The organism is Flectobacillus major DSM 103 (genome assembly GCF_000427405.1).
Lineage (GTDB): Bacteria > Bacteroidota > Bacteroidia > Cytophagales > Spirosomataceae > Flectobacillus > Flectobacillus major.
The window spans coordinates 530,304-553,727 of sequence record NZ_KE386491.1 but is presented as its reverse complement, the minus strand read 5'-3'; the positions used below and the strand labels follow the sequence as shown (position 1 = coordinate 553,727).

Annotated in this window: 18 protein-coding genes; 13 read left to right on the top strand and 5 right to left on the bottom strand. The window is 36.5% G+C overall.

Annotated features, from left to right (window positions below; genetic code table 11):
• Nucleotides 1–12: 12 nt before the first annotated feature.
• From FLEMA_RS0104170 to FLEMA_RS0104155, 4 genes are read right to left on the bottom strand one after another with little or no spacing between them, the layout of a single operon-like run.
• Nucleotides 13–1,194, bottom strand: coding sequence for a sugar transferase (locus FLEMA_RS0104170; protein WP_026994379.1), 1,182 nt, complete (start codon nt 1,192–1,194; stop codon nt 13–15).
• Nucleotides 1,195–1,236: 42 nt separating this feature from the next.
• Nucleotides 1,237–1,620, bottom strand: coding sequence for a response regulator transcription factor (locus FLEMA_RS0104165; RefSeq protein WP_026994378.1), 384 nt, complete (start codon nt 1,618–1,620; stop codon nt 1,237–1,239).
• Nucleotides 1,589–3,022, bottom strand: coding sequence for a hypothetical protein (locus FLEMA_RS67445; protein ID WP_044170777.1), 1,434 nt, complete (start codon nt 3,020–3,022; stop codon nt 1,589–1,591). The genes FLEMA_RS0104165 and FLEMA_RS67445 overlap by 32 nt, the downstream gene beginning before the upstream one ends.
• The gene (locus FLEMA_RS0104155) at nt 3,022–3,990 is read right to left on the bottom strand and encodes a hypothetical protein (RefSeq protein ID WP_026994377.1); all 969 of its coding nucleotides are present in this window, start codon (nt 3,988–3,990) and stop codon (nt 3,022–3,024) included. Before FLEMA_RS0104155 ends, FLEMA_RS67445 begins: the two co-directional genes overlap by 1 nt.
• Nucleotides 3,991–4,649: 659 nt before the next feature.
• Here FLEMA_RS0104155 and FLEMA_RS67440 point away from each other — a divergent pair.
• The 5 genes from FLEMA_RS67440 to FLEMA_RS0104130 all read left to right on the top strand — a co-directional run bounded on the left by FLEMA_RS67440 (nt 4,650) and on the right by FLEMA_RS0104130 (nt 11,087).
• Nucleotides 4,650–5,930, top strand: a complete 1,281-nt coding sequence (locus FLEMA_RS67440; RefSeq protein WP_081681254.1) for a DEAD/DEAH box helicase — start codon at nt 4,650–4,652, stop codon at nt 5,928–5,930.
• A gap of 129 nt (nt 5,931–6,059) precedes the next feature.
• On the top strand, nt 6,060–7,160 hold the full coding sequence (locus tag FLEMA_RS0104145) for a family 20 glycosylhydrolase (protein WP_044170775.1): 1,101 nt from the start codon (nt 6,060–6,062) through the stop codon (nt 7,158–7,160).
• Between the two features lie 211 nt (nt 7,161–7,371).
• On the top strand, nt 7,372–8,382 hold the full coding sequence (locus FLEMA_RS0104140) for a glycosyltransferase family 2 protein (RefSeq protein WP_026994375.1): 1,011 nt from the start codon (nt 7,372–7,374) through the stop codon (nt 8,380–8,382).
• A 102-nt stretch (nt 8,383–8,484) separates the two neighbouring features.
• Nucleotides 8,485–9,120, top strand: coding sequence for a 7-carboxy-7-deazaguanine synthase QueE (locus tag FLEMA_RS0104135; RefSeq protein WP_044170772.1), 636 nt, complete (start codon nt 8,485–8,487; stop codon nt 9,118–9,120).
• A gap of 32 nt (nt 9,121–9,152) precedes the next feature.
• A complete protein-coding gene (locus FLEMA_RS0104130; RefSeq protein ID WP_052353942.1) occupies nt 9,153–11,087 on the top strand; it encodes an OmpA family protein in 1,935 nt (644 codons plus the stop codon).
• Nucleotides 11,088–11,202: 115 nt separating this feature from the next.
• Here the strand turns inward: FLEMA_RS0104130 and FLEMA_RS0104125 are convergent, their stop codons facing one another.
• A complete protein-coding gene (locus tag FLEMA_RS0104125; RefSeq protein WP_052353941.1) occupies nt 11,203–14,370 on the bottom strand; it encodes an efflux RND transporter permease subunit in 3,168 nt (1,055 codons plus the stop codon).
• A gap of 199 nt (nt 14,371–14,569) precedes the next feature.
• Here FLEMA_RS0104125 and FLEMA_RS76895 point away from each other — a divergent pair, with 199 nt between their 5' ends.
• From FLEMA_RS76895 to FLEMA_RS0104085, 8 genes are all read left to right on the top strand, one after another.
• On the top strand, nt 14,570–14,746 hold the full coding sequence (locus tag FLEMA_RS76895; protein WP_159102650.1) for a hypothetical protein: 177 nt from the start codon (nt 14,570–14,572) through the stop codon (nt 14,744–14,746).
• A gap of 186 nt (nt 14,747–14,932) precedes the next feature.
• The gene (locus FLEMA_RS0104115; protein ID WP_144080038.1) at nt 14,933–15,148 is read left to right on the top strand and encodes a hypothetical protein; all 216 of its coding nucleotides are present in this window, start codon (nt 14,933–14,935) and stop codon (nt 15,146–15,148) included.
• A 280-nt stretch (nt 15,149–15,428) separates the two neighbouring features.
• Complete coding sequence (locus FLEMA_RS0104110) at nt 15,429–16,598, top strand: DUF4221 family protein (RefSeq protein WP_026994370.1); 1,170 nt, start codon at nt 15,429–15,431, stop codon at nt 16,596–16,598.
• Entirely contained in the window at nt 16,552–17,064 is a 513-nt protein-coding gene (locus FLEMA_RS0104105) for a hypothetical protein (protein ID WP_026994369.1), read from the top strand. Before FLEMA_RS0104110 ends, FLEMA_RS0104105 begins: the two co-directional genes overlap by 47 nt.
• Nucleotides 17,065–17,068: 4 nt before the next feature.
• Nucleotides 17,069–18,619: a DUF6734 family protein gene (locus tag FLEMA_RS0104100; protein ID WP_026994368.1), complete on the top strand. Its 1,551-nt coding sequence runs from the start codon at nt 17,069–17,071 to the stop codon at nt 18,617–18,619.
• Nucleotides 18,620–18,679: 60 nt separating this feature from the next.
• On the top strand, nt 18,680–19,762 hold the full coding sequence (locus tag FLEMA_RS0104095; RefSeq protein ID WP_026994367.1) for an efflux RND transporter periplasmic adaptor subunit: 1,083 nt from the start codon (nt 18,680–18,682) through the stop codon (nt 19,760–19,762).
• 43 nt (nt 19,763–19,805) lie between these two features.
• Nucleotides 19,806–20,207: a four helix bundle protein gene (locus FLEMA_RS67435; RefSeq protein WP_044170768.1), complete on the top strand. Its 402-nt coding sequence runs from the start codon at nt 19,806–19,808 to the stop codon at nt 20,205–20,207.
• A gap of 124 nt (nt 20,208–20,331) precedes the next feature.
• A complete protein-coding gene (locus tag FLEMA_RS0104085; protein ID WP_026994366.1) occupies nt 20,332–23,391 on the top strand; it encodes an efflux RND transporter permease subunit in 3,060 nt (1,019 codons plus the stop codon).
• Nucleotides 23,392–23,424: the final 33 nt, after the last annotated feature.

Genomic DNA, 23,424 nt, shown 5'->3' with positions numbered 1-23,424 from the left:
TGGGTAAAGTAATCAAACATTTTCAGACTGTAACAATGCTGGAAATGTTTTTAGGATTATCATTAAATCCATTTTAAACGAAAAGTTTTTGGCATACTCAATGTCCAATTGAATTCTTTCTTCTTCGGTCATATCTTTTTTACCTTTTCCACGCTTTGTTACCTGCCAAAGACCTGTTAGGCCACCCGGGCCAGCAAAACGATAGATATAGTCGTCGGTAGTAAGTTTTTCGGCTTCGTAAAGAGGCAAGGGTCTATTGCCAACCAATGAAATATCGCCTGCGAAGATATTAAAAAGCTGTGGGAGTTCATCGATACTGGTATTTCTCAAAAACTTGCCCAATCGTGTAATTCTTGGGTCATTTTGAAATTTCATAAAAGCTACCTTACTATTTTTTTCGGCAAGGTATTGTTTTTCACAAACCACTTTTCCGTCCAGATACATCGACTGCTGGCAGTCAGTACCAGCTAGTTTACAATCGTCGCAATACCCTGATTTGTTACTTTGAGTAGCCTTATTTTCTTTGGCATACATATTCAGCGACTCCATGTTTTTAATCAATTGGTCGGCATCGGTACGCATTGTTCTAAACTTATAGAGGTCAAAAATTTTGTAGCCTGCCCCTACCCGTTTTGATTTATAAACAATTGGGCCTTTAGAATCTAGTTTTATCAGAATAGCAACAATGATCAACAAGGGCGAAAGCAACAAAATGGCTGCTCCTGTCGAAAGCACATCGAAAGTACGCTTCCACCAAGGGATTTTTACGTCGAGGCTATTAGACTTGGTTTGTTGCATGGCTACATAGTGACGACGTTTGATGAAATAGTCGAGCCGTATCAATAAATCACCCGAACTAAAATCACTTGGAAAAACGTCGTCCCCTTTTTTGGCAATCACTTCTTTGACTAAGCCCGAACTTACCTCTTGCGACGTAATAATAACAGGGAGGGCTTTGGTCCAGGCATTGCTTCGAACCTGCTCTAAAAACTTTAGTCCACCTGCATATTTGCTAATAATTACAGCATCAGGAGCATAGCTCGTTTTTAGTAACTCTAGTGCTTCGTCGCTTGTATCAATAACTTTTACTTGTAATTCTTGACCAAATTTTTTGAGAAAACTAACAACAATATTGGTATCATTCTCGACAAAGAATATTTTTTTTTGTGGGGGGGCATATTCATAGTTTGTCATCTTAAAATATAATTTTAGTTGGTATGGTGATTTTTCGGGGTATTATTTACTAATACGACGTAATATTGCCCTGATTTTTGCCTGTACCTCCATGGGGTTAAAAGGTTTTAACATAAAATCATCTGCCCCAGAATTTAGGCAATCGATTCTTTCTTTACTTTCGTCGGTACCTGAAAGAATAATAATTGGAATATCACCAAATAAATTACTGGCTCTCAAGATTTTCAAAAACTCTTTTCCATTAAGATTAGGCATATTCAAATCGGCAATAATAAAGTCAATATCAGTACCTTCTTCTAGCAATGATAAGCCTTCCATCCCATCGTTTTTGACAATTACACTAAAATCTTTTTTCAAAAAGTGTTCTAAAACAATTCTTGTACTAGGTTCATCATCAATAATGAGGAGTGTCAATTTTTTTTCCATAATATTCTTCTTTAGTAAAGACGTACAAAAATGATATACTTAAATAAACCACAACATTCGTTGGTAATTGTCCTAAAAGCTGATTGCCATAACAGGCTACTAAAATGCCAAACATACCACTATACAAGGCCACCATTTTGTCGCGGAGCAAGCAAGGCGGAATATACCAAAGCCTTAGTCCAAAGTAAATCATGAATGTGAGTAGCATTCCGAGATGCACATAAAGCCCAACAACCCCACATTCAGCCCAGATTTTGACATACCAACTATCTAAAGCCGTAACAGCCAAAAATGTTCCAGGCGAAAAACGAATACCCCAAAAACCCGCCGATCCAATGCCTCCTCCGATGGGTCTTGATGCCAAATATCCTCTTAATTTGGCCTGATTAATTAAGCGCAACTGCAACGAAGGATCGTTGGGGTCTAGCCCAGTACGCATTCTATTAATTTGATAATTGCTTTGCCCAATTTTGGTATATTTCAGCATCACAAAAAACGAGACGGCTATCATACCTCCTACTACCAGCATTTTATAGTTTTTGGACATACCCAAATAGCACATAAAACCCGCCATTACCACAAACAATGCTCCTCGTGTACCTGAAATGGCCATTCCCCAAAGGCAGAATAAGCCACAGACAATATAAAAAATGCGTTTGGGTGTAGGCAATTTGGCAATAGCCAAAAGGATACAAATAAGACCTATATGCCCCATAGCAGCCCCAAATTGCCCTGCATCGGAGTAGAATGAAAATACCCTTAATTTGCCAAAAAGGATATGAGTAATGGCATTACCTGAGTCCATCCAAGCCTGTTCGTAGCGGTCGAGCCCTACAAAAAGTTGCCTTGCCCCCCACAACGTAGCTACTACCGAAAACAATGTCCAAATTCGTAATACTCGGTCGAGGTGCTTTTCGGTTCGCATCAAAATAATCCCCAGCATCACAATCAGTACTAGGTACAGAATTACGGCACGCATGGCATAAAACCAAGCTTCTTTACTTTTGGCTTCGGGGTTAAAAAACTCCATTAAGCAATACGCTCCCCACACATAAATAGCTATCAGAATAGGATTGCGTTTCATGTCGGGCCAAGGGCCACTATCAAAGCTTTTAAAAAATTCAGCCAGTAATGTCAATATCAGAAAAATATCTATCAGCAAACCCAATGGCCCCGCATTGACATACCGCCCTAGCCCATTGAGAAAAAAACAGCAAAACAAAACAGAGTACAAGCCCAATGCAGGAAATTTGAAAATAGCAATCAAATAGGCTATTACAAATGGCAAAACAATAAGCGTGGCAGCTCCTGCTATTTGAGCTTTGGCTACAAATATTCCCAGAATCATACCCACCAAGATAATTCCGATAATAATGAATATTTGCCTAATTTGAATTCTCATTAAAGTGTAATAATAGATACCTGATTGCCGTAGCTTATGCCTTGGCTATTAATGGCGTATGCCCTAATATAATAGGCTGTTTTGGTTTCTAAACCTGTAACAGCACTACTAAACGAGCCTACCGAGCCTTGTTTAAAAATCGTTCGGCTATTCTGAACCGTCGGATTAGGCGATTTTGACCAACAGTGCCCATATTCTGTCACCTCCGAGCAGCCCAAAGTAGAGATTAGGCCATTGGCAATAGCATTGTTTGTACCAATGTTCTCTATTAAGCCCGATACTACCGAAGGGGCTAGCTTACACGATGTAATATAAGTTACTTCTTCGCCATAGGCCACACCTTCGGTATTTTTGGCATAAGCCCTAATAATATATTTAGTATTGGTGTTTAAGTTTTTCATCAAACTCGAAAAACTCCCCAATTTTCCATTTCCAGTATTAATAGTACGCTGACTTGCAATCGTTGGGGTACTCAAAGCCCAACAATGCCCATACTCTATAATAGGCGATGCCCCTGCGGCATTGATATTTCCCTGAATAGTGAGTGTACCTATACCTTCTTCGGCAATTGTACCCGTTGTAATTTCAGCTAATTGTTTTTTTAGTGTAGTAAATGTAATTTGATTAGAGTAGAAGGTTTTTAAGCCTATTTTAGCAAATCCCCTCACATAATAGGTTGTTGAAGGCATTAGGTTTGTCATCGTAGAAGAATATACTTCAAGAGGCGGCTGCCCCATATAGCTCACAAGCGAATCGCGGGTTGTAGGCTCACCTTTGGTATTCCAACAATGCCCGTAAGTATTGATAGAGGCATTTCCAATGTTAACAAACTCCGACGTAATCCTTGCTTCAAAATCTTTTACTACCCAATTAGGACGTATTGTCAAATCGGGGTATTCAAGGCGATTTTCTAAGTTGCAGCCTCCTAGCAGCAAGAGGAGCAAAATAACAGATACTTTTTTCAACATATACACTATGTTTCGTTTTACAAATCTACTCTGACAAAAATCTTGCCAAATACAAAAATCACGGATATTATCAGTTTTTATAACAATTTTCGTTGTTCATCACACAGTTACTTATACAAAATATATAAATATTGTTAATATTCCAAAAGTATTTTGAATATAGAAATCCCTTTCAAAAAATCTCTAAAGGGCATAGCTGTAGTTTCACTTTTAGCGAAGAAAAGCATATATAATTGAGAGGATTACTTAGGAAGTTGATTTCACTAATTTACAACATATCTTCACAAAATAGCGAATAAAGTGTTTTTTTTAGCCCAACAAGCAACACTTTGCCCCTATCATTTGTCAAATAAATTATAAATCACAAACAGACAAATGGATATTATACTAATCTTACTTCAGACAACCTTATTAATCATGAGCATTTGTATCGTTTTTAGAGAATCTATCAACGGGTTTATAAAAGCATTTAGGGGCTATCGTAAGAAAGCCAATAATACACAAAATTATATCCCTAGCAAGCTCAATTCTGTTAAATAATTGATATATCATTGAATATCGGGGCTGTGTATCAATAATTTAGTCAAGATACTAAAACTAAATCGTACCTTTGTAGCCTGAAGAAAGCCCTGTCTGGGTTTTTCACAAAAAATGAACTAATGATATTTGACGAATTAAGCATTATTGAGCCAATTTTAAAGGCACTCAAAAACGAGGGGTATTCACAACCTACCCCCATTCAAGAACAAGCCATTCCTATTATTCTACAAAGAAAAGATTTGTTGGGATGTGCTCAAACAGGAACAGGCAAAACAGCCGCATTTTCAATACCTCTCTTACAAATACTTACTGAAGATGCTCAGAAAGAGCGTAAAAATAATGCTATTAAAGCACTTATCTTAACGCCCACCCGCGAATTAGCAATTCAAATTGATGAAAGCTTGGCCGCTTATGGTAAATATACTCACCTTCGCCATCTTGTGATTTTTGGAGGTGTTCCTCAAAAATCACAAACCGATGCCCTCCAACGAGGTGTCGATATTTTGGTGGCTACGCCTGGTCGACTACTGGATTTGATGAGCCAGCAATATGTTAGTTTACAGTATGTCAAAATATTGGTACTCGACGAAGCCGACCGTATGCTCGACATGGGTTTTGTGAACGATGTCAAGAAAATTATTACCAAATTACCTACCAAAAGGCAATCGTTGTTTTTCTCGGCTACGATGCCTCCTTCGATTCTTAATTTGGCGGGGGGAATTCTCGACAACCCCGAAAAAGTAGAAGTAACGCCTATTTCTTCGACAGCCCAAACTATCAATCAATCGCTTTTTTATGTTGCCAAAAATGACAAAAAAGCTCTTTTGATTCATATTTTAAAAGATACAAATATCCGTTCGGCTTTGGTTTTTACTCGTACCAAGCACGGTGCCGACCGTATCGTAAAAGACCTTAGCAAGGTGGGAATTACTACCGAGGCTATTCACGGCAACAAGTCACAGAATGCTCGTCAAAGAGCCTTAAACAACTTTAAGGATGGTAGTACTCGGATTTTGGTAGCTACTGATATTGCAGCGAGGGGTATCGATGTCGATAATCTCGCTTATGTGGTCAACTACGATTTACCGAATATTCCAGAAACCTACGTTCACCGTATTGGACGAACTGGCCGTGCTGGGGCAGCGGGTATTGCATTTTCGTTTTGTGATGCCGAAGAACAAGAGTTTTTGAGAGATATTCAAAAGCTGATTGACCTAAAAATTCCTGTAGACGAAAAGCATCCTTATCAGCTTTCAGAGTTGGAAATCCAAAAAGCGTCGATGATAACGGCTATCAAAAATACCAAATTGCCCCAAAAGCATTTGCCTATGTCGCCAGCGAATAAGCCGAAAAAAAACAATTTCAAAAAAACAGCTAAGCCAAAACCTAAATTGTCTTAGTGTAATTATAGTATTGAATTGTAGCCTGATCTACCCGTATTTTTGTTAATCAGCTCTTGAATTACAAAAAAGAATTCAGCAACTTGTAGAGTCATTCTATCGACTGATGACTTTATCCCAATTTCTATCATGAAAAAACTAATGATTCTATGGGTTGCGTTCTTTCTTCAAAATAGTTCGGCAATCTTTTCGCAAACTACTTCCGACAGCCTTCTGCCCATACGTGGTTTCTGTATTGCGGCTCCGCAGTCTAGTCAATTAGACAATTTTATCAAATTCATTAAAACCGAGCTTGCCCCTCGGCATGTCAACCGCCTGATACTTCGGGTTGATTACAATTACCAATTTGAGAGCCACCCCGAGCTACGCAACCCTCAAGCTCTTTCCAAAAAAGAAGTCAAGAAATTGGTAGCCGTTTGTCAAGACAACCAAATCGAACTAATTCCTCAAATCAATCTACTCGGTCATCAGTCATGGGCCAGCACTACCGAAAACTTGCTAAAAGTATATCCGCAGTTTGATGAAACACCTCATGTACAAATGCCCGAAAAATACGTTTGGCCCAACCCAGACGGCTTGTATTGCAAAAGCTACTGCCCTTTACACCCCGACCTCCACGCTATTGTTTGGGATTTGGTGGATGAAATATGCGATGTTTTTCAAGCCAAAGCTTTTCATGCAGGTATGGACGAGGTGTTTTATCTTGGCGATAGCAAATGCCCTCGCTGTAGTGGCCGAGACAAAGCAGAGCTTTTTGCAGGGGAAGTAAATTTGATTAGAAATCATTTAGCTCTCAAAAATCGGAAACTCTGGATTTGGGGCGACAGGCTTATCGACGGAAAAACTACGGGTATTGGCGAATGGGAAGCCAGCTACAACAACACTCACAGAGCCATTGATATGCTCTATAAAGACATTATTATATGCGACTGGCACTACGAACGTCCTGAGCAAACAGCGGTGTATTTTGCCAGCAAAGGTTTTAGTGTAATTACTTGTCCTTGGCGAGTACCGCAAAACGCTATTCTACAAACACAGGATATGCGAAAATTTAGGCAATACGCCAACCCCGAAATGAAAGAACGGTATCTTGGTATGATGCAAACAATTTGGTCGGGAGCTGAATCGTTTATAAAAGAGTATTATGATACAAGTAATATTCAAGACCCTCAAAAATCACAAAAAGCTACATTTATTGGACTTTTCAATGAAATCAATCAAGTTAAATAAGAGGTTGTAGTTATAAAATGCTTGGTTATATATAAATTTGTGATAATGAAGTCACTATCACTTTAGATATAGTAGTAGTATCTCAACAAGACAAAATACGATGAAGCCTTTTCCTACATATATCAAACAGAAAAGGCTTCCCCTAAATTCTCCACAATGAACCACAATGAACCACATTTAATAAACACTTTTCCCATATTTGTTTTGTAGTATGAATACTCCACACATTTCCATTGCCTTATGCACCTATAAAGGTTCTAAATATATACAAGAGCAACTTGAAAGTATCCGAAATCAAAGCTTACAACCCTCTGAAATCATTATTTGCGACGATAGCTCGCCCGATAGTACTCTTGAGATTATCAACGCATTTGAGGCACCATTTCCAATCAAAGTTTATGTGAATAGCCCTGCATTAGGTACTATCAAAAATTTTGAAAAAGCAATTACTTTGTGTGAAGGCGACCTGATTTTTTTGTGCGACCAAGACGATTTTTGGCCCAGCAACAAGCTCGAAGTAATGACAAACTACCTCCAAGAGAATCCCCAAACAATGGTACTTTTCTCGAATGCTTTATTGGTAGATGAACACCTCAATAGCCTCAATGATAACCTTTGGGAAAAAGTCCGTTTTAGACAACAACAGCAAGAACAGTGGCGTGCTGGGGCATCGTTCGATATTCTTTTGGAAGGCAATAGGGTTACAGGTTGTGCCTTGGCTATCAGAAAAGTATTTGTTTCTCAAGTTTTGCCCTTTCCAGCACATATTAGCAATAAATTTATTCATGACGCATGGATAGCCCTTGTTGCCTCTATTACTAATTCTATTGATTTTATCAATGAAAATTTGGTATGGTATCGCCAGCATCCTTTACAACAGGTAGGAACAAGAGCACAGTTACCTCCTAAAAAAATTACGTTGAAAGATAGACTTACTAGACCTCAGTCAGAAAAAACAGCTCCGTTTCGGGAAAAATCGGCCTATTATAAAAGTATTTTGGATTATATCAATGCTCATTTCAGCTATACTCCCGAGCAGCTGGCACCTCTTATTAGGGCATACAACCATTATAACTTACGAGCCGAGCTTCCGAGCAATCGACTTAAAAGGATTATTCCTGTTGTAAAAAATTACTTGAAAGGTAATTACCACCATTATTTAGACATCGAAGCCAATAAATACGGTATTTATTTGGCTATTTTAGGCGATTTACTAGAATAACAACTAGCTATCCCTTATGATTTTAGCAGTAAACCTAGCGAACTAATTTACGATTTGAACGCTTATTTACTTGACAACTACTACCAAAATTCACCATTTACCATGCTTACTACTCATTTAGAAGATATACCAACGAGTGTTTCACTTCCTGTGATGGAGGCTTTTTATACGCTTCAAGGGGAAGGTTTTTATCAGGGAAAATCAGCTTATTTTATTCGCCTTGGGGGCTGCGACGTTGGCTGCCACTGGTGCGACGTAAAAGAATCATGGGATATTAATGCCCATCCCAAATACAGTATTCAGGAAATTGTAGAGCAGGCGGCCCAACACCCCGGCAAATTAGCCGTAGTAACTGGAGGCGAGCCACTGATGCACCATTTGGATGCCCTAACCGATGCCTTGCATGCCGCGGGTATTCAAACCAATATCGAAACTTCGGGCGTATGCGAGCAAGTAACGGGGCATTGGGATTGGATTTGTTTTTCTCCCAAAAAATTTAAAGCTCCTAATCCTGATATTTATACTAAAGCCCATGAATTAAAGGTTATTATTTATAACCAAAGCGACTTTGAGTGGGCCGAAAGCTTCGCAGAAAAAATGTCGCCCACGTGTATGCTTTATTTACAACCCGAATGGAGTAAAATGAATAGCATGCTTCCACAAATTATTGATTATATTAAGCAAAATCCAAAGTGGCGAATTTCGTTGCAAGTTCATAAATTTATGGATATTCCTTAATCCGTATCCAAAAATATTCAAGAGCCTGTCCTATGAACACATTGATTAGAAACCTAGTAAATTGTACTTTAACAAGTTTATTGTCCTTTGTTTTTTTTACTGTATCTGGACAGGTTACACTTTCTACCACCAACAAAAAGGCGATTAATGCTTATGAAAAGGGTATTACAGCCCTACAACAACGCAATATCGACGAGGCTTTTGGGCAATTTGAAGAGGCTATTGAACGCGACCGCCTTTTTGCCGAAGCCTATTACCAACTAGGTCGCCTGTACGAACAAAACAGGCAATTTGGCAATGCTTTGCTCAATTACGAAAAAAGCTTTAATGCTAACGACTCCACCACGGTGTCGGTAAATACCTTACAAAGTATTAGCTCGTTGTATCAACGAAAAGGCGATTATGAAAAGGCCCTTGTATACCTCGAAAAGCTAATAGCTCGCCTTCCTGCCAATAATTTATTGGCCAAACAAAAAGCACTAAAGGCATTGAACAATACGCAGTTTGCCCTTCATGCAGTTCAAAATCCTCTTAATTTTAATCCTGTTGTATTACCCAACGAAGTAAACCGCTTCGACTCACAGTATTTTCCTGTACTTACAGCCGACCGTGAAACGCTCGTTTTTACAGCACAAGACCACAACGACCACGACGAAAATCTCTATGTTTCTCAGTGGAAAAACAACCAATGGTCGTCGCCTAAAAGTATTTCTGAAAATATTAATTCACCCCAAAACGAAGGTACGGCTAGTATCTCGGCCGATGGCCGAACCTTGGTATTTACCTCATGCGATGGCCGACGAGGGCTAGGCAGTTGCGACTTATTTATTAGCCACAAAGAAGGCGATAATTGGGGTAAACCTATCAATATGGGGGCTGCTATCAATAGCAGCGAATGGGAATCGCAACCTTCGTTATCGGCCGATGGCCATACCCTTTATTTTGTTTCAGACCGACGTGGTAGTATTGGCAAACGTGATATATGGGTTAGCATACAGGATTCGGTAGGTAATTGGCAAAAAGCAACCAACCTTGGTAATGTTATTAATACCCCCGACGACGAACTGTCGCCCTTTATTCATGCCAATGGCACTACTCTGTTTTTTGCTTCGGAAGGACATACGGGCATGGGTGGCCTCGACTTGTTTATGGCTCAACGCCAGGGAAATAACTGGAAACAACCCGAAAATCTAGGATACCCCATCAATACACAAGACGACCAAGTGGCGTTGTATATTACCGCCGATGGACAAAAAGGATATTATTCACTTGAACAAGATTTGGGCGAACGTTACAAAAAAGCCAAAATTGTAGAGCTTACTTTGCCTACTGCACTTCAAGAAAAAATCCAAAAATCTACGTTTTTGAAAGGTATTGTTTATGATGCCAAAACCAACCAAAAGCTACAAGCTGATATTGAACTAGTTTCATTAAATCAAAAAAGTATTGTAGGTAAGTTTGCATCCGACAACCAAACCGGCGAATACACCACAGTACTCAATACTGAAGGGCAATATGCCATTTTTGTTAGTAGAAATGGTTATTTTTTTAAAAGTCTTAATTTTGACTTTATGAATCGCACTGCCCTCGACAAGGTGTTGGATATTGCCCTCGAACCAATTCAAAAAAATGCCAAGGAGGTTCTAAACAATATTTTCTTTGAGGTTGGTAAATGGGAGTTAAAACCCGAATCGACCCTAGAACTCGATAAACTGGTAACGTTACTCAAGGCCAATTCGCAATTGATGCTAGAAATATCAGGCCATACCGACGACGTAGGAAAGGATTCTGACAATTTGATATTATCTCAAAAAAGAGCTAAATCGGTCATGGATTACCTTGTTAGTAAAGGAATTAATCCCCTCAAAATCAAAGCAGAAGGGTACGGAGAGAGTCGTCCGTTTGTAGAAAATACATCGGAAGAAAATCGAAAACTTAACCGACGCATTGAAGTGAAGTTTTATTAATAATACGTTTGGAGAATAGTACAGGGTTACATTTGGAATCCTAAAAATACTATTTCCGAAATTGTTGTTGAAACAACCTAGCTTTACTCCTAAATATTAGAAGTAGGCTCAACACTTATTTATCTATTTTTAAGAACAAAGGCAAATACAAAATAATCCCTATTAATGACATCATTAACCCTCCTATTGTGCCTATGCCAAGAGCAAACCAAAAAACTTCATTTTGTCCATAAATCAAAAATGGAATTAAGCCTACTACCGTTGAAAGTACCGTAAGGAAAATAGGAATAATTTTGTGATTATAGGCTTTGATATACAACTTAAACGGCTTTGTAGAAGGGTATAACTTTCGTAAATTATTGAACTCTGCAATAATAAAAATAGCGGCACACACTACATTGCCACTCAGTAAGATAAAAGAAGCATAGCCCCCTTGGTCAAAGTTAAAGTCGAACCAATAAAATGTTAGAAAAACACCAATAAACGAAATTGGTATTAGCATGATTAATGCCAAAGGCTGTAACAACGACTCAAAAATAATGGCACAAATGATATAAATTAGCACTATGACCAAGCCTATCAACCAATATTGCTTTTTGGCCTCATAGCTGTACCAATCATAGCCTATTTTTTTGGCGGTATAACCCAACGGAAGTACTGTTTTGAAATCAGCTAAGGTTTTATCTAAAAATTTATCTCCAAAATTTTGACTCCCAAAATACTCAAAACTTACCATTCTAAGATATTCCTGATTCTCTTTATGAATTTCAGAACTGATTTTTTGCTTGGTAGACTTGGCAAAATTAGCCAGTTTTACAGTAGTACTATCCATTTTTACCGACTGATTCATTAATGACCACACGTCAAAGTTTTTACTATCGTCTGGCACAACTTTAACCTGTTCGTATTCGCCATACATAAATTGATAAATATCTGGGCGTGAGCGTACATTTTGACGTTGTAAGTAATCGTACACTTCGGCATTGGTTCGTCCGTACAGGGCTAAATACTTGGGGTCGGTTTCTAATACATATTCGTATAGGCTTTTATTATTCCAAAAATCCATATTCCTATTGATATTTACCTCCTGAATTCTAGGATGTATTTCCAAGTGCTTCTTCAATATATTGGCTTGGCGTTCCAATTCATTATAATTATACCCGTGCATCATTACATTAAAAGTAGGCGTACTATTTTCGTCCAAATGCTGACTAAACCCTTGCCCTACGCCATAAATATCCCAATGGATACCGCTCATTTCGGTTGAAAGTACAATCATTTTATTTTTTAGGACATAAGGAAACGAACTACTTTCATATTCTGGTTTAAAATAAATAGCCATACTTCCACTCTGTCCATTATAAATCCGAGTAATAAATCGGTCTATTTCCTTAAATTGGCCTAAATAACTTTCTATTCGTAAATACAAATCATTCATTTGTTCGATAGTAGCCTGATTGGGCAATCCAGCATTGACATATAGACATGTACGTTCATTCTTTGTATAATAAGATTTTTCGTAAACATAGTTCACAAACAACCGCAAACTCCCTCCCAATACCTTATTAATCGTTGGTTGGATATTCTCTTGGTAATATTCATTTCCTAAGCTAGCATTATAATACCTTGCCCAAGGCTTTGAGTCGTCTATCTTATTGGGCAACATAAATACAGGCAAGCCAAAGGCAAGCAATATCAACACAAAGGATGTTCTGCGAAAACGCATAAGAAAAAGTACCACCCTTGTATACACTCGACTACCCCCAACAATTCTCCGCCGACTAGCACCATTCATAATCCGCTGATTTTCAGCAAAAAAACCTATTCTTTCTATCAATGCTGGAACAAAAAATAAGGCAATCACCAAGGATATTCCCAATACCACCATCATCACTATGGCAAAGTCTAACAAGTCTAATTTAGCCTCTTCGGGCAAAAACCAAATAATTGTCAACCCAGCAATAGTAGTTAAGGTAGCACCCAATAAGGCCATAAAAACACTTAGGTTTCTGTATCGGCGATAATGGTCAATCATAACAATTGTATTATCAATCAAAATACCCAAAGACGTTGTAATAGCAGCCAGAGAATACAGATGTATTTCGATTTTGAGGAAATAAAAGACAATAAACGATAAAGCCAAATTAATCACTAAACTCCATAAAATCACTATGGTATATCGCCAGCTACGGGTAGAAAGCCACACAAAAGCCAATAAAATCAAGATAGCCAAGCCCGACTGTACCCAGATTTTATCTAAGTTTTCTTTGATATATTCAGTTGCATCATATTCAATATTGGTTTGGTAGGTTGGCGGAAGTGTTTTTGAAATTTCTGCTAATTTTAATCGAATAGCCTTGGACAAAGCCAGTTGGTTGGCCCCTATGTCGGCTTGTATAACCAGTGTAACGGCATTTCTACCATTTATTCTATAAAACTCTTCGATAGGCTGTTCGCTACGCTTTACTTTCAATATATCTGAAAGGTGAATTATTCTCTGCAAATCGCCTTTTTCTCTTAAAGGCAAGGCTATTTTCCCTAAATCTTCCCTAACTTCTTCGGCTGATTTTTTGGTGAAAATATCCTGCGATTTTGGACTTAATATAACATTCATTTGTTGGCCCTGAACATCACGAGCCAAGCCTATGCTACTTTGTTGATATTGTACAGATATAGCCTTAACAATTTCATTTTCAGTTATTTGCAAACTCTCCAATTGCTTTCTATCATACATCAAAACCCATTCTTGACGATTTCCACCATAGACATTTACAGTGTAGATTCCTTCGATTTGGGCCAATTGAGGTTTCAACTGCTCTTCGGCATATACCTTCAAATCACTCAAACGTGCTTGTCCATTAAGCTGTAAAGAAATCAAGGGTTTTTGTTGCATTTCTTGGTCGGGCGAATTGAGGCTAATAACGGGATAGCTTACCTCTTTGGGGAGTTGAGGGTACAGTTGTCTTATGAGTGTTGCAACTTCAAAACGCAATTGGTCAAGATTAGCCGATTTATCCATTTCGATAGTAATGTATCCATTGCCATAACCCGACACTGAACTCAACTTTTTAATTCCTTGTAATGTACTAAATGCTCCCTCCAGCTTTGCAGAAACCTGGTGTTCAAGTACTTCTGGCGAAACATTGCCCCAAAAATAAGATACAGTTAGACTCCCCGAGTTTTTAGAAGGATTGAGCTGAATAGATAATTTGGGAATAAGTGCAATGCCAACTATAGTGAGAACAACAAAAATAATAAGAATAGCATAAGATTTATTTTGCATATTTTTGATAAAATTTATTAAATAAATTATATTTGATATAATTAAGACAACAAACTGCTGTTAGCTGGCGGATTGATTTGTCTATTAGTTCAATAAATAAAGTAGTTGGGGAGATAAAGCTCTATTTCTTTTTTCCAAAATTGCATTAAATTTTCAAATATTAGCCTTGTCAATTTGCCCATTCTTAGCCTTTTTAAACATGACAACTCCTACACAATTAAAACCCATGACTCGCCAGCAAGTTGCTGCATCGCTTGGTATTAGTACCAAAACCCTTACACGATTTATCAAAACTCAAGGCATTGCGATTACTCCTCGTTCACTACTAAAACCCAAATTAGCATCTTTGATAATCCAAAAATATCATGGCGACTAAATCGTGTCCTATTAAGTCCAATAATGTCCAATTAAGTCCAATCAACAGCCTTGATTTTGTGGATTTTAATACAAAAATTTGAATCATGAAAAACGTTATTCAAAAACGCCGAATTTAATACACTGGACGCAGATAATTGTATTGGAGGGTAGCAACGATGTTCTATTGTTTAAACTATTTAAGAAAATGAAAATTAACAAAAAATTTGCCAAAAAGGCTCTATTAATGGCATCATTGACAGCTGGGACTGTTGGTATAGATAGCATTTTTAATGAGGTGCAAGCAACTGGTGGTGGTGGCGGATATATTTTATCTAAATGTTATAAAGATGGTAGTTGGAATAATTATCAATGTACGCCCTCATCTATAAGTAATTGCTCACAAAAAAGTAGTTGTAGTTAGCGAATATTCAAAAAATATTGTTCCCCTCAACAAATTAAAAATTAATAAGTCCTATAGTATTGTTATAAACTGAATGTAGTTTACTTATTACTTATTTTGGGGAAACTATGATTGAAATTGAGGGTTTAATAGTTGAGACCAGCTATTAAATCCTCAACTTCAATCATAGTTTTCTTAAATCGAAAATTAATTAGAAACTATCTTTTTGTTCAATCATAACTTAATGTAAATAATATCTATACTAATTATCACGCTTTTTATAAAATTAACGGTATATAAAATGTTTAAGAAATCCTACTATCTACTTTTTGTACTTATCCTACTTTGGGAAAGTAGCTGTAATAATGAAAAAAAAACCTGTATTGATACCTACTCTCTAGTAGCTCATGACAATTCTATAGTGATTAAACATGATTCTCTAAGTTCTCCTAATGATTGTAAAATATTCTACTTTGTCACCGACAAAAAAGAAGAATCCATTTACGCTTTAAATAAACTAAACAACTCTATTGACCTATATTCTATCAAGGGAGATTTGATAAAAAGAATAAAACTTGAAAAAGAAGGCCCCAATGGTGTCGGTATCGCGAGCAACTTTTTTGTAAAATCGCCCGATTCTATTTTTGTTCTTGCTACTTTTCAATATTCAGTATCTCTTATTAATGCCAATGGAAAACTACAACGAAAGTACTCGTACCTGTTCAATGATACAGGAAAAGAGAGGCTCGGTAATGGCTTGATAAGCTATGGAAATGATGCTAATCAGATGATGGTTAAAGATAACTTCCTTTACGCAGGAGCAAGCCCATTCGACGACCCTACCCTCAGAAGGTATTATAACAAAGCAAATGCGTCTTTGGTATTGAATATGTTAAGTGGTAAAGCTGATTTTTTGACAACATTGCCCGAAAAGTGGCTAAAAACGTACGATGAAGGATATGCTTTGACTGGCATCCAAACCGAATTAAGCCAGACTTATAATACAGAAAAAGGCAAATGTGTAATATCATACAATGTAGATGAATCGATTTATGAAGTAGATATGAACACAAAAAACACAAAATCATATCAGGCTAATAGTTGTTTTTTTGGCGAAATACCATGGTATAAAAAAAGTAAGGCTGTTCAGCACGATGTAAACGACGAGTTTAACTATGTAACATCTCAACCTCATTACTCAAGCATCTACTATGACAAATACCGCAAAATGTATTTAAGGTTTGCAGGAACACCAAACAAAAACAAAAAAAGTGAATATGATGATAAAGTATGGTTTATCTATTCTGTTATTATTCTAAACGAAAATTTTGAAAAAGTAGGGGAAACCAAGCTCGATGAAAACTACCAATCCAGCAATCTGTTTGTAACCGAAAAAGGTATTTACATTAAACACTATAAAAAAGATGACGAACATTCATATTTTACGCTATTCACTATTCAAGAAAATTAATAATTATGTTATATTATTAATTTTCTTTTGTGGTACTGAAAATTGTAGTGTGCAAACTGATAACTTTGAAGTGATACAAACAGGGTTGGAATCCTTAAACTACCATTACACTAATTCCCCTGTGTTAAAAAAGAAATTATATTTAATAACAGAATTGGATGGCTGCGGAGCGTGTTTAGATTTCACAATAAAATTTATTGAGAAAAATAGCGAAAATCCGAATATGTCCTTTATCATAAGTGGCGAGTCTAAAAAGAAACTTAATATCTTTTTTACCAAAAAAATATTAACAAGTCCAAATCTTATTTTTGATTCAATAAGAATTGGTGTTCACAAAAAATTAATCGGTATTGGACATCCTAAAATTTATTTATGTCGAGAAAATAAAATAGTTGATATTAAAGAGGTTACATTTTCAAATGCTGATAGTGTTTTCAATTACGTTGATAATTTTATTAAAAAATAATCTCATGAAAATACTACAAACCTGCTGGGTCAACAACCTCACAAAATTAGATGCAGGTTGGTTTTCCTCTAAATTCCATTTTATGAGTTGGGCACTAAGTGCCGTTTCAATTCAAAAATATTATCCCAATATTGAATTGATTACTAATAACTTAGGAAAAGAGATTCTGATTGATAAGTTACAGTTGCCTTATTCTTCTATTTCTTTGGCTCAAGAAAACTTTAACCCTTTACTGCCTTCATTATGGGTATTGCGTAAATTGTACTCATATACTATACAAGATGAACCTTTCATACATATAGACGGTGATGCTTATCTTTTCAAGCCTTTTGATAAGGAGTTTTTAAATGCTCAACTCGTTGCTCAAAATTATGAATACAATCATCCTTATTATTTACAGGGGGTTAAGGAAGTAATGAATACTTGCATTCAAGTTCCCAATTATCTCAAACAAGATAACCAAGAAAAGATAGCAGCCGTTAATGCGGGTATTATGGGTGGTTCTGATACTGATTTTTTCAAACGACTTTACCTAGATGTAACATTATTTTTAGAAAAAAACAAAGACTATTTGAATCACTTAGACCCGTTTTGTTTTAATATTTTTTTGGAACAATTTTGGTTTAAAAAATTAGCAGATACATCACAAATCTCGATTTGTTATCAAATGAGCCAACAAATAGGATACCCACACAACTACCAATTAGACCGTTTTTGGGATTTACCTAATTTTTGTGATTATATCCATGTAATGAATTACAAGAAAAATCAAACTATTTGCGAAAAAATGGCTCAAAGGCTCTACATTGAAAGCCCTGAATTATACGAAAGAGTAGTGAATGTCTCCAATGAGTTGGAGGCAACAAAAGTCTCGATGTTTATTGAAAATAAAGCACAAACATTAGAGGTATTCTTTTATAGAACCAATTTGATAAGTCAACAAATAGGACTAAACCTCAATTTACAAAATTCTCTTGAGTCCTTAACCGAACAAATCAACATATATCCAGAGAATCCTCAGAATACCATTCTGAGAGATGCTTTCCAATACGAATTAGAAAAATACCACTTTATTCAAGGTTTACCTTGTGTCGATGATTATGTACAGTATAGAAAACGCCAATCTTTGAAAGTCAATGAGAGATTGTCAAAAACGGATAAAGAAATTTTATTGAGTTCTGTAACTTTCGGAGAGTACGTTACCTTCATTGAAAGTGAATGGAAATGGGCAGAAATTAATGAATTTACAGGACAAGATAGTGACATTGATTATACCTTAAATTTAGGGCAAGAGCCTTCCTATTTTCAAGTTGTTTTATTTGGGTATCCTGTATCTATGACCGTAAAAGAGCAATTATCAGACACTTTTACAATTATGATTATTGATACTTTGCAACAAATTGAGAGCTATACACTAACGATTCAAGAAATTCTTGAAAATGTAGCACAGGAAATTTATCTATTCAACCAAACGATTACTTTGAACGAGCTCAAAACCAATATCCTAGCCAAAATTCGGTTTTTACTTTATCAAGGTATTTTAGAATGCCAATAAAAAAATATCTGTATATTTATCTCTATTACTCCAACCAATAGTTTTGCCATCTTTACTCCTATGAATAAAATAATACCCATAATTTATCTACTATTTACGCTAACAGCATGCCAACCCAGCCATAGCCAACAACAAAAGGAAGATGAAGCAAAAGCAAGCGTTTCTCCTATTACCGAAAATGTTGTAACTGTTAAATTGGCAGAAAGCCAACGTAAATCTTTTCCCTTACAAATAATGGCTACAGGTAAGGTGACGGCTCTTACTCAGGCAAAAATCAATTTTAAAACAACAGGGATTATTGCGAAAATCATGGTCACGAATAGTGCTTCTGTAAAAGAAGGGCAAATCTTGGCAATTTTGGACAACGAACAACAACGTATTGCCCTACAACAAGCCCAAGACCATTTACAGGACACAAAGGTTGAATTGAACAAACTATTATTAGAGTTTGGTGGTAAAGACCGTGATACTACATCGGTATCTAATCGTATTATGGAAAACATCAAAGCCAAAAGTGGTTTTACCAAAGCCCTTACGAGTGTAAAAGATGCCCAATTGAAGCTAGAAAATACCTATCTGAAAGCTCCATATACTGGCGTAATTGCCAATCTCAAAACCAAAGCCCATAACCCCTCACCTACCAACGAGCCTTTTTGTACTATTCTCAGCCGTGAAGGTATGGTTGTAGAAGTATCAGTGCTAGAATCTGAATTGAGTGTTGTTAGCTTAGGACAAATGGCTAATGTAAAGCCATTGGCCTATTCTGAAAGGAATTACATGGGTAAGGTAGCTGAGATTAACCCCGTCGTCAATGAGCAAGGTTTGGTTTTTATCAAAGTTAGAATTCAAAATCCTGACCAATATTTATTGGACGGTATGAATGCCCAAGTGATTATTGAGAAAAACCTGCCACCGCAAATCGTTATTCCCAAAGAAGCTGTAGTAGAACGGTCGGGGAAAAAAGTGGTTTTTGTCTATGAAAATGGTCTTGCCAAATGGAATTATGTAACAGTTGCTCATGAAAATAGTCAGGAAGTGTCTATTTCGGAGGGTTTAAAGGCTGGACAAAAAGTGATTATTGAGGGTAATTTGAATTTGGGACATGATGCAAAGGTTATTATAGATGAAGGAATGAAGAAGTGAAGAAATGAGGGAATGAAAGAATGAGTAGTAAAATTGTAATCTTATGAAGGAAAATGTAATTGCTGAAAAGAGTTTTCGATTTGCTGTTAGGATCATGAAATTAGGACAGTTTTTGACGAATGAAAAGAAAGAATTTATTTTGTCAAGACAGATAATAAAAAGTGGTATGAGCATAGGAGCAAATATCGAAGAAGCCGATGGTGGCCAATCAAAAGCTGACTTCATCGCTAAATGCCAAATAAGCTATAAGGAGGCTAAAGAAACTAAATACTGGATACGACTTTTGGAAGAAACTGGATACATTAAACCACCTTTAGCCAATTCTCTACTCAATGATTGCCAAGAAATTATCAGAATTATTCAGTCTATTTTGAAAACAACTAAAGAAAATCTTAGAAATGAAAAGAAAGAAGAAATGGAAGGAATGAAGGAAAAGAAAAAATAGAAGAGGTAAAAAGATGAAGAAGTAGAAGAAAAACAGAAAACCATTTTGTCACTTATTTCATTCCTTCATTCTTTTCATTTTTCATTACTTCATTACTTTCATTTTTCATTACTTCATTCAAAAAATGGTTCGTTTCCTATTACATCGCCCTATAGCTGTACTGATTACTACCATTGCATTGATGGCATTGGGGTTAGTTACTTTTAATCAAATTCCAGTTTCGTTACTGCCAGATATTGCTATTCCTGAAATTACGGTACAAGTAAGTTATCCAAATGCTTCTGCACGTGAGCTACAAAAAAACCTCATAAAACCCCTCAGAAACCAATTACAACAAGTAAATCATCTTTCAGATCTCGAAGCCGAAACCCAAGACGGTTTGGCGGTTATCAAACTTCGCTTTGATTTTGGTACTAATATCAACCTAGCCTATATTGAAACGAATGAGAAAATAGATGGAATCATGGGGCAATTACCCCGTGAAATAGAACGGCCCAAAGTAATCAAAGCAGGTGCTGGTGATATTCCTGTTTTCAACCTCAATGTTACAGAAAAAGGGCAACAAAATGGCTCGGCTCTACCTCTTTCCGAATTTTGTGAGAATGTACTTCGCAGAAGAATTGAACAAATGAAAGAAGTGGCGTTGGTAGATATGACAGGGCTTTCAAAGCCCGAAGTAATCATTATTCCCGACCGCCCTAAACTCCAAAGCCTTGGTATTACCGAACAAATATTGACACAGGCTTTACAAAAAAACAATATTGAATTAGGAAATTTATTAGTCAAAGATGGTCAGTATCAATATAATATTCGCTTTGCTTCAACCCTCAAAACACAAACCGATATAGAAAATATTTACCTCAAAATTGGAGGTATTCAAAAGGAAGGTGAAAGGGTTTTGCAGTTGAAAGACCTTGCCAAGGTTAGTATTCAAGAACAAAAACTCCGAGGACTCTACACATTCAATGGTAAAAGAGCAATCTGCCTTTCTATTATTAAACAATCTGATACCCAACTACTCAAGCTCAAAAAAGAGCTGAATACACAAATAAACCATTTTAAAGAAGATTACCCTCAATTAGAATTTAGTATTACCCAAGACCAAACAGAATTACTGGATTTGTCGATTAATAACCTCATTGGCAATATCTTATTTGGGGGTTTATGTACATTCGTGATGATATTTTTCTTTATGAACGACCTCAAAACACCTATTCTTATTGGTATTGTTATTCCTGTTTCATTGGTTATTACATTTCTTTGTTTTTACTTATTTCATATTTCTATCAATATCGTTTCGTTGGCGGGCTTGGTATTAGGTATCGGAGAAATCATAGATTCTGCCATTATTGTTATCGAGAATATTGAACAATACCGTGAAGAAGGACATCCGCTCGACAAAGCCTGTATTGACGGAACACAAGAAGTAATCATACCTTTGTTTACTTCTATCCTTACCAACTCTGCAGTATTTCTACCTCTCATTTTTATCAGTGGTATTGCTGGAGCATTATTTTTTGACCAAGCCATTGCCGTTTCACTATCTCTAGGTATTTCCTTATTATGTTCTTATACACTGATTCCCGTTTTGTATCGGTTGTTTTATCTAAAAGAAGAGCGGTTGAAAGGTTTTGTACCCAAAAAAATCACATGGCTTATGCGTCAATCCGAACGGGTATATGATAGCCTATTAGGTTTGGTATTTAGGCAAAAGATACTGATGTTGGCATTTTTTATCTTCCTGATAATTATTGCTATTCCTGTTTTCAAAAACCTTGAAAAACGTGGAATGCCCATTATTAGTAGAACAGAATTAGAAGCTAAAATTGATTGGAACGAGGCTATTACCATAGAAGAGAACAACCGTAGAGTCAATCAAATTATTAGTCAACTTGCCCCCAACCCCCACAACAATCTGATGATTAGTGCCTTTGTTGGGCAACAGCAATTTTTACTAAATCGAGAATTACAACAAAACTTCAACGAGTCGTTGTTGAGTATTAAGGTAAAAACCAACCAAGAATTTGAACAAACCAAACAACAAATAAAAGACCTTCTAAAAACCCAATATCCCAATGCACTTACCTCTTTTGGGGCAGCAAAAAATGTTTTTGAAGCCCTATTCAATACCTCCGATGCTCCACTTCAAGCCCGTATTGTAAGCAACAACAAAGCAGAAGTACCTGATATTCAAACAATAACAGAAGTATCTCATCGGCTACATCAGCAAGGGTTTACCACGTCTTTACCAGCCCAACAAAGTAGGATTTATATTCAGATTTTAAGCGAAAAAATATTATATTATAATGTTGACTACGAGCGAATTGTAGAGGTATTGAAAACTATTTTCAACGAAAACAACCTAGGCAATCTACAAGCCGAACAGAAGTATATTCCCATTTTATTGGGCAGTACTGCTCAGCCGTTCGATACCCTACTCCAAAACGCTACAGTACTCAGCAATAAAGGACAAATCTTACCGCTAAAAGAGCTCATCCATGTTACTAAACAGCAAGATTACAAGTCTTTCTTTTCTGGAAAAAATGGAGACTTTATCCCTTTTGATTTTTATTTGGCCAGCCCACAAATACCAAAAGCCCAAAACGATATTCAAAAAACGATTATAAAAAACCCTCATTTAAGTGTAAGTTTTACGGGAGGATATTTCCGAAATATAGGTTTTGTAAAAGAATTGGGAATTATTATTTTGGTAGCAATAGCATTACTATATTTCATTCTTGCGGCTCAATTTGAGTCTTTGGTACAGCCCTTAATCGTAATGCTAACCATAGCCTTTGGCCTCACAGGAGCAATGGTTTTATTGTTTTTGGCAGGAAATAGTATCAATATTATGTCGGCTATTGGCATGATAGTGCTAATTGGGATTTTGGATAATGATTCTATCCTGAAAATAGATACCATGAACCGTTCAAAAGACAGCATGTCGTTGATTGATGCGATCAAACTATCGGGAAAACGTAGGTTGAAATCACAGTTAATGACCTTTTTAACTACTATTTTGGGGTTATTGCCAGTACTATTCTCATCTGGACTCGGAGCCGAACTTCAAAAACCCTTAGCTCTTTCTGTTATTGGTGGTATGTGCCTAGGCTTATTTATTTCACTTTCTTTTATTCCTTTGATTTATTGGTTTATTTATCGTTTGAAAAATCACTCCCCATAGACTACTTAGTATTTTTTATGGCTAGTCAAAAAA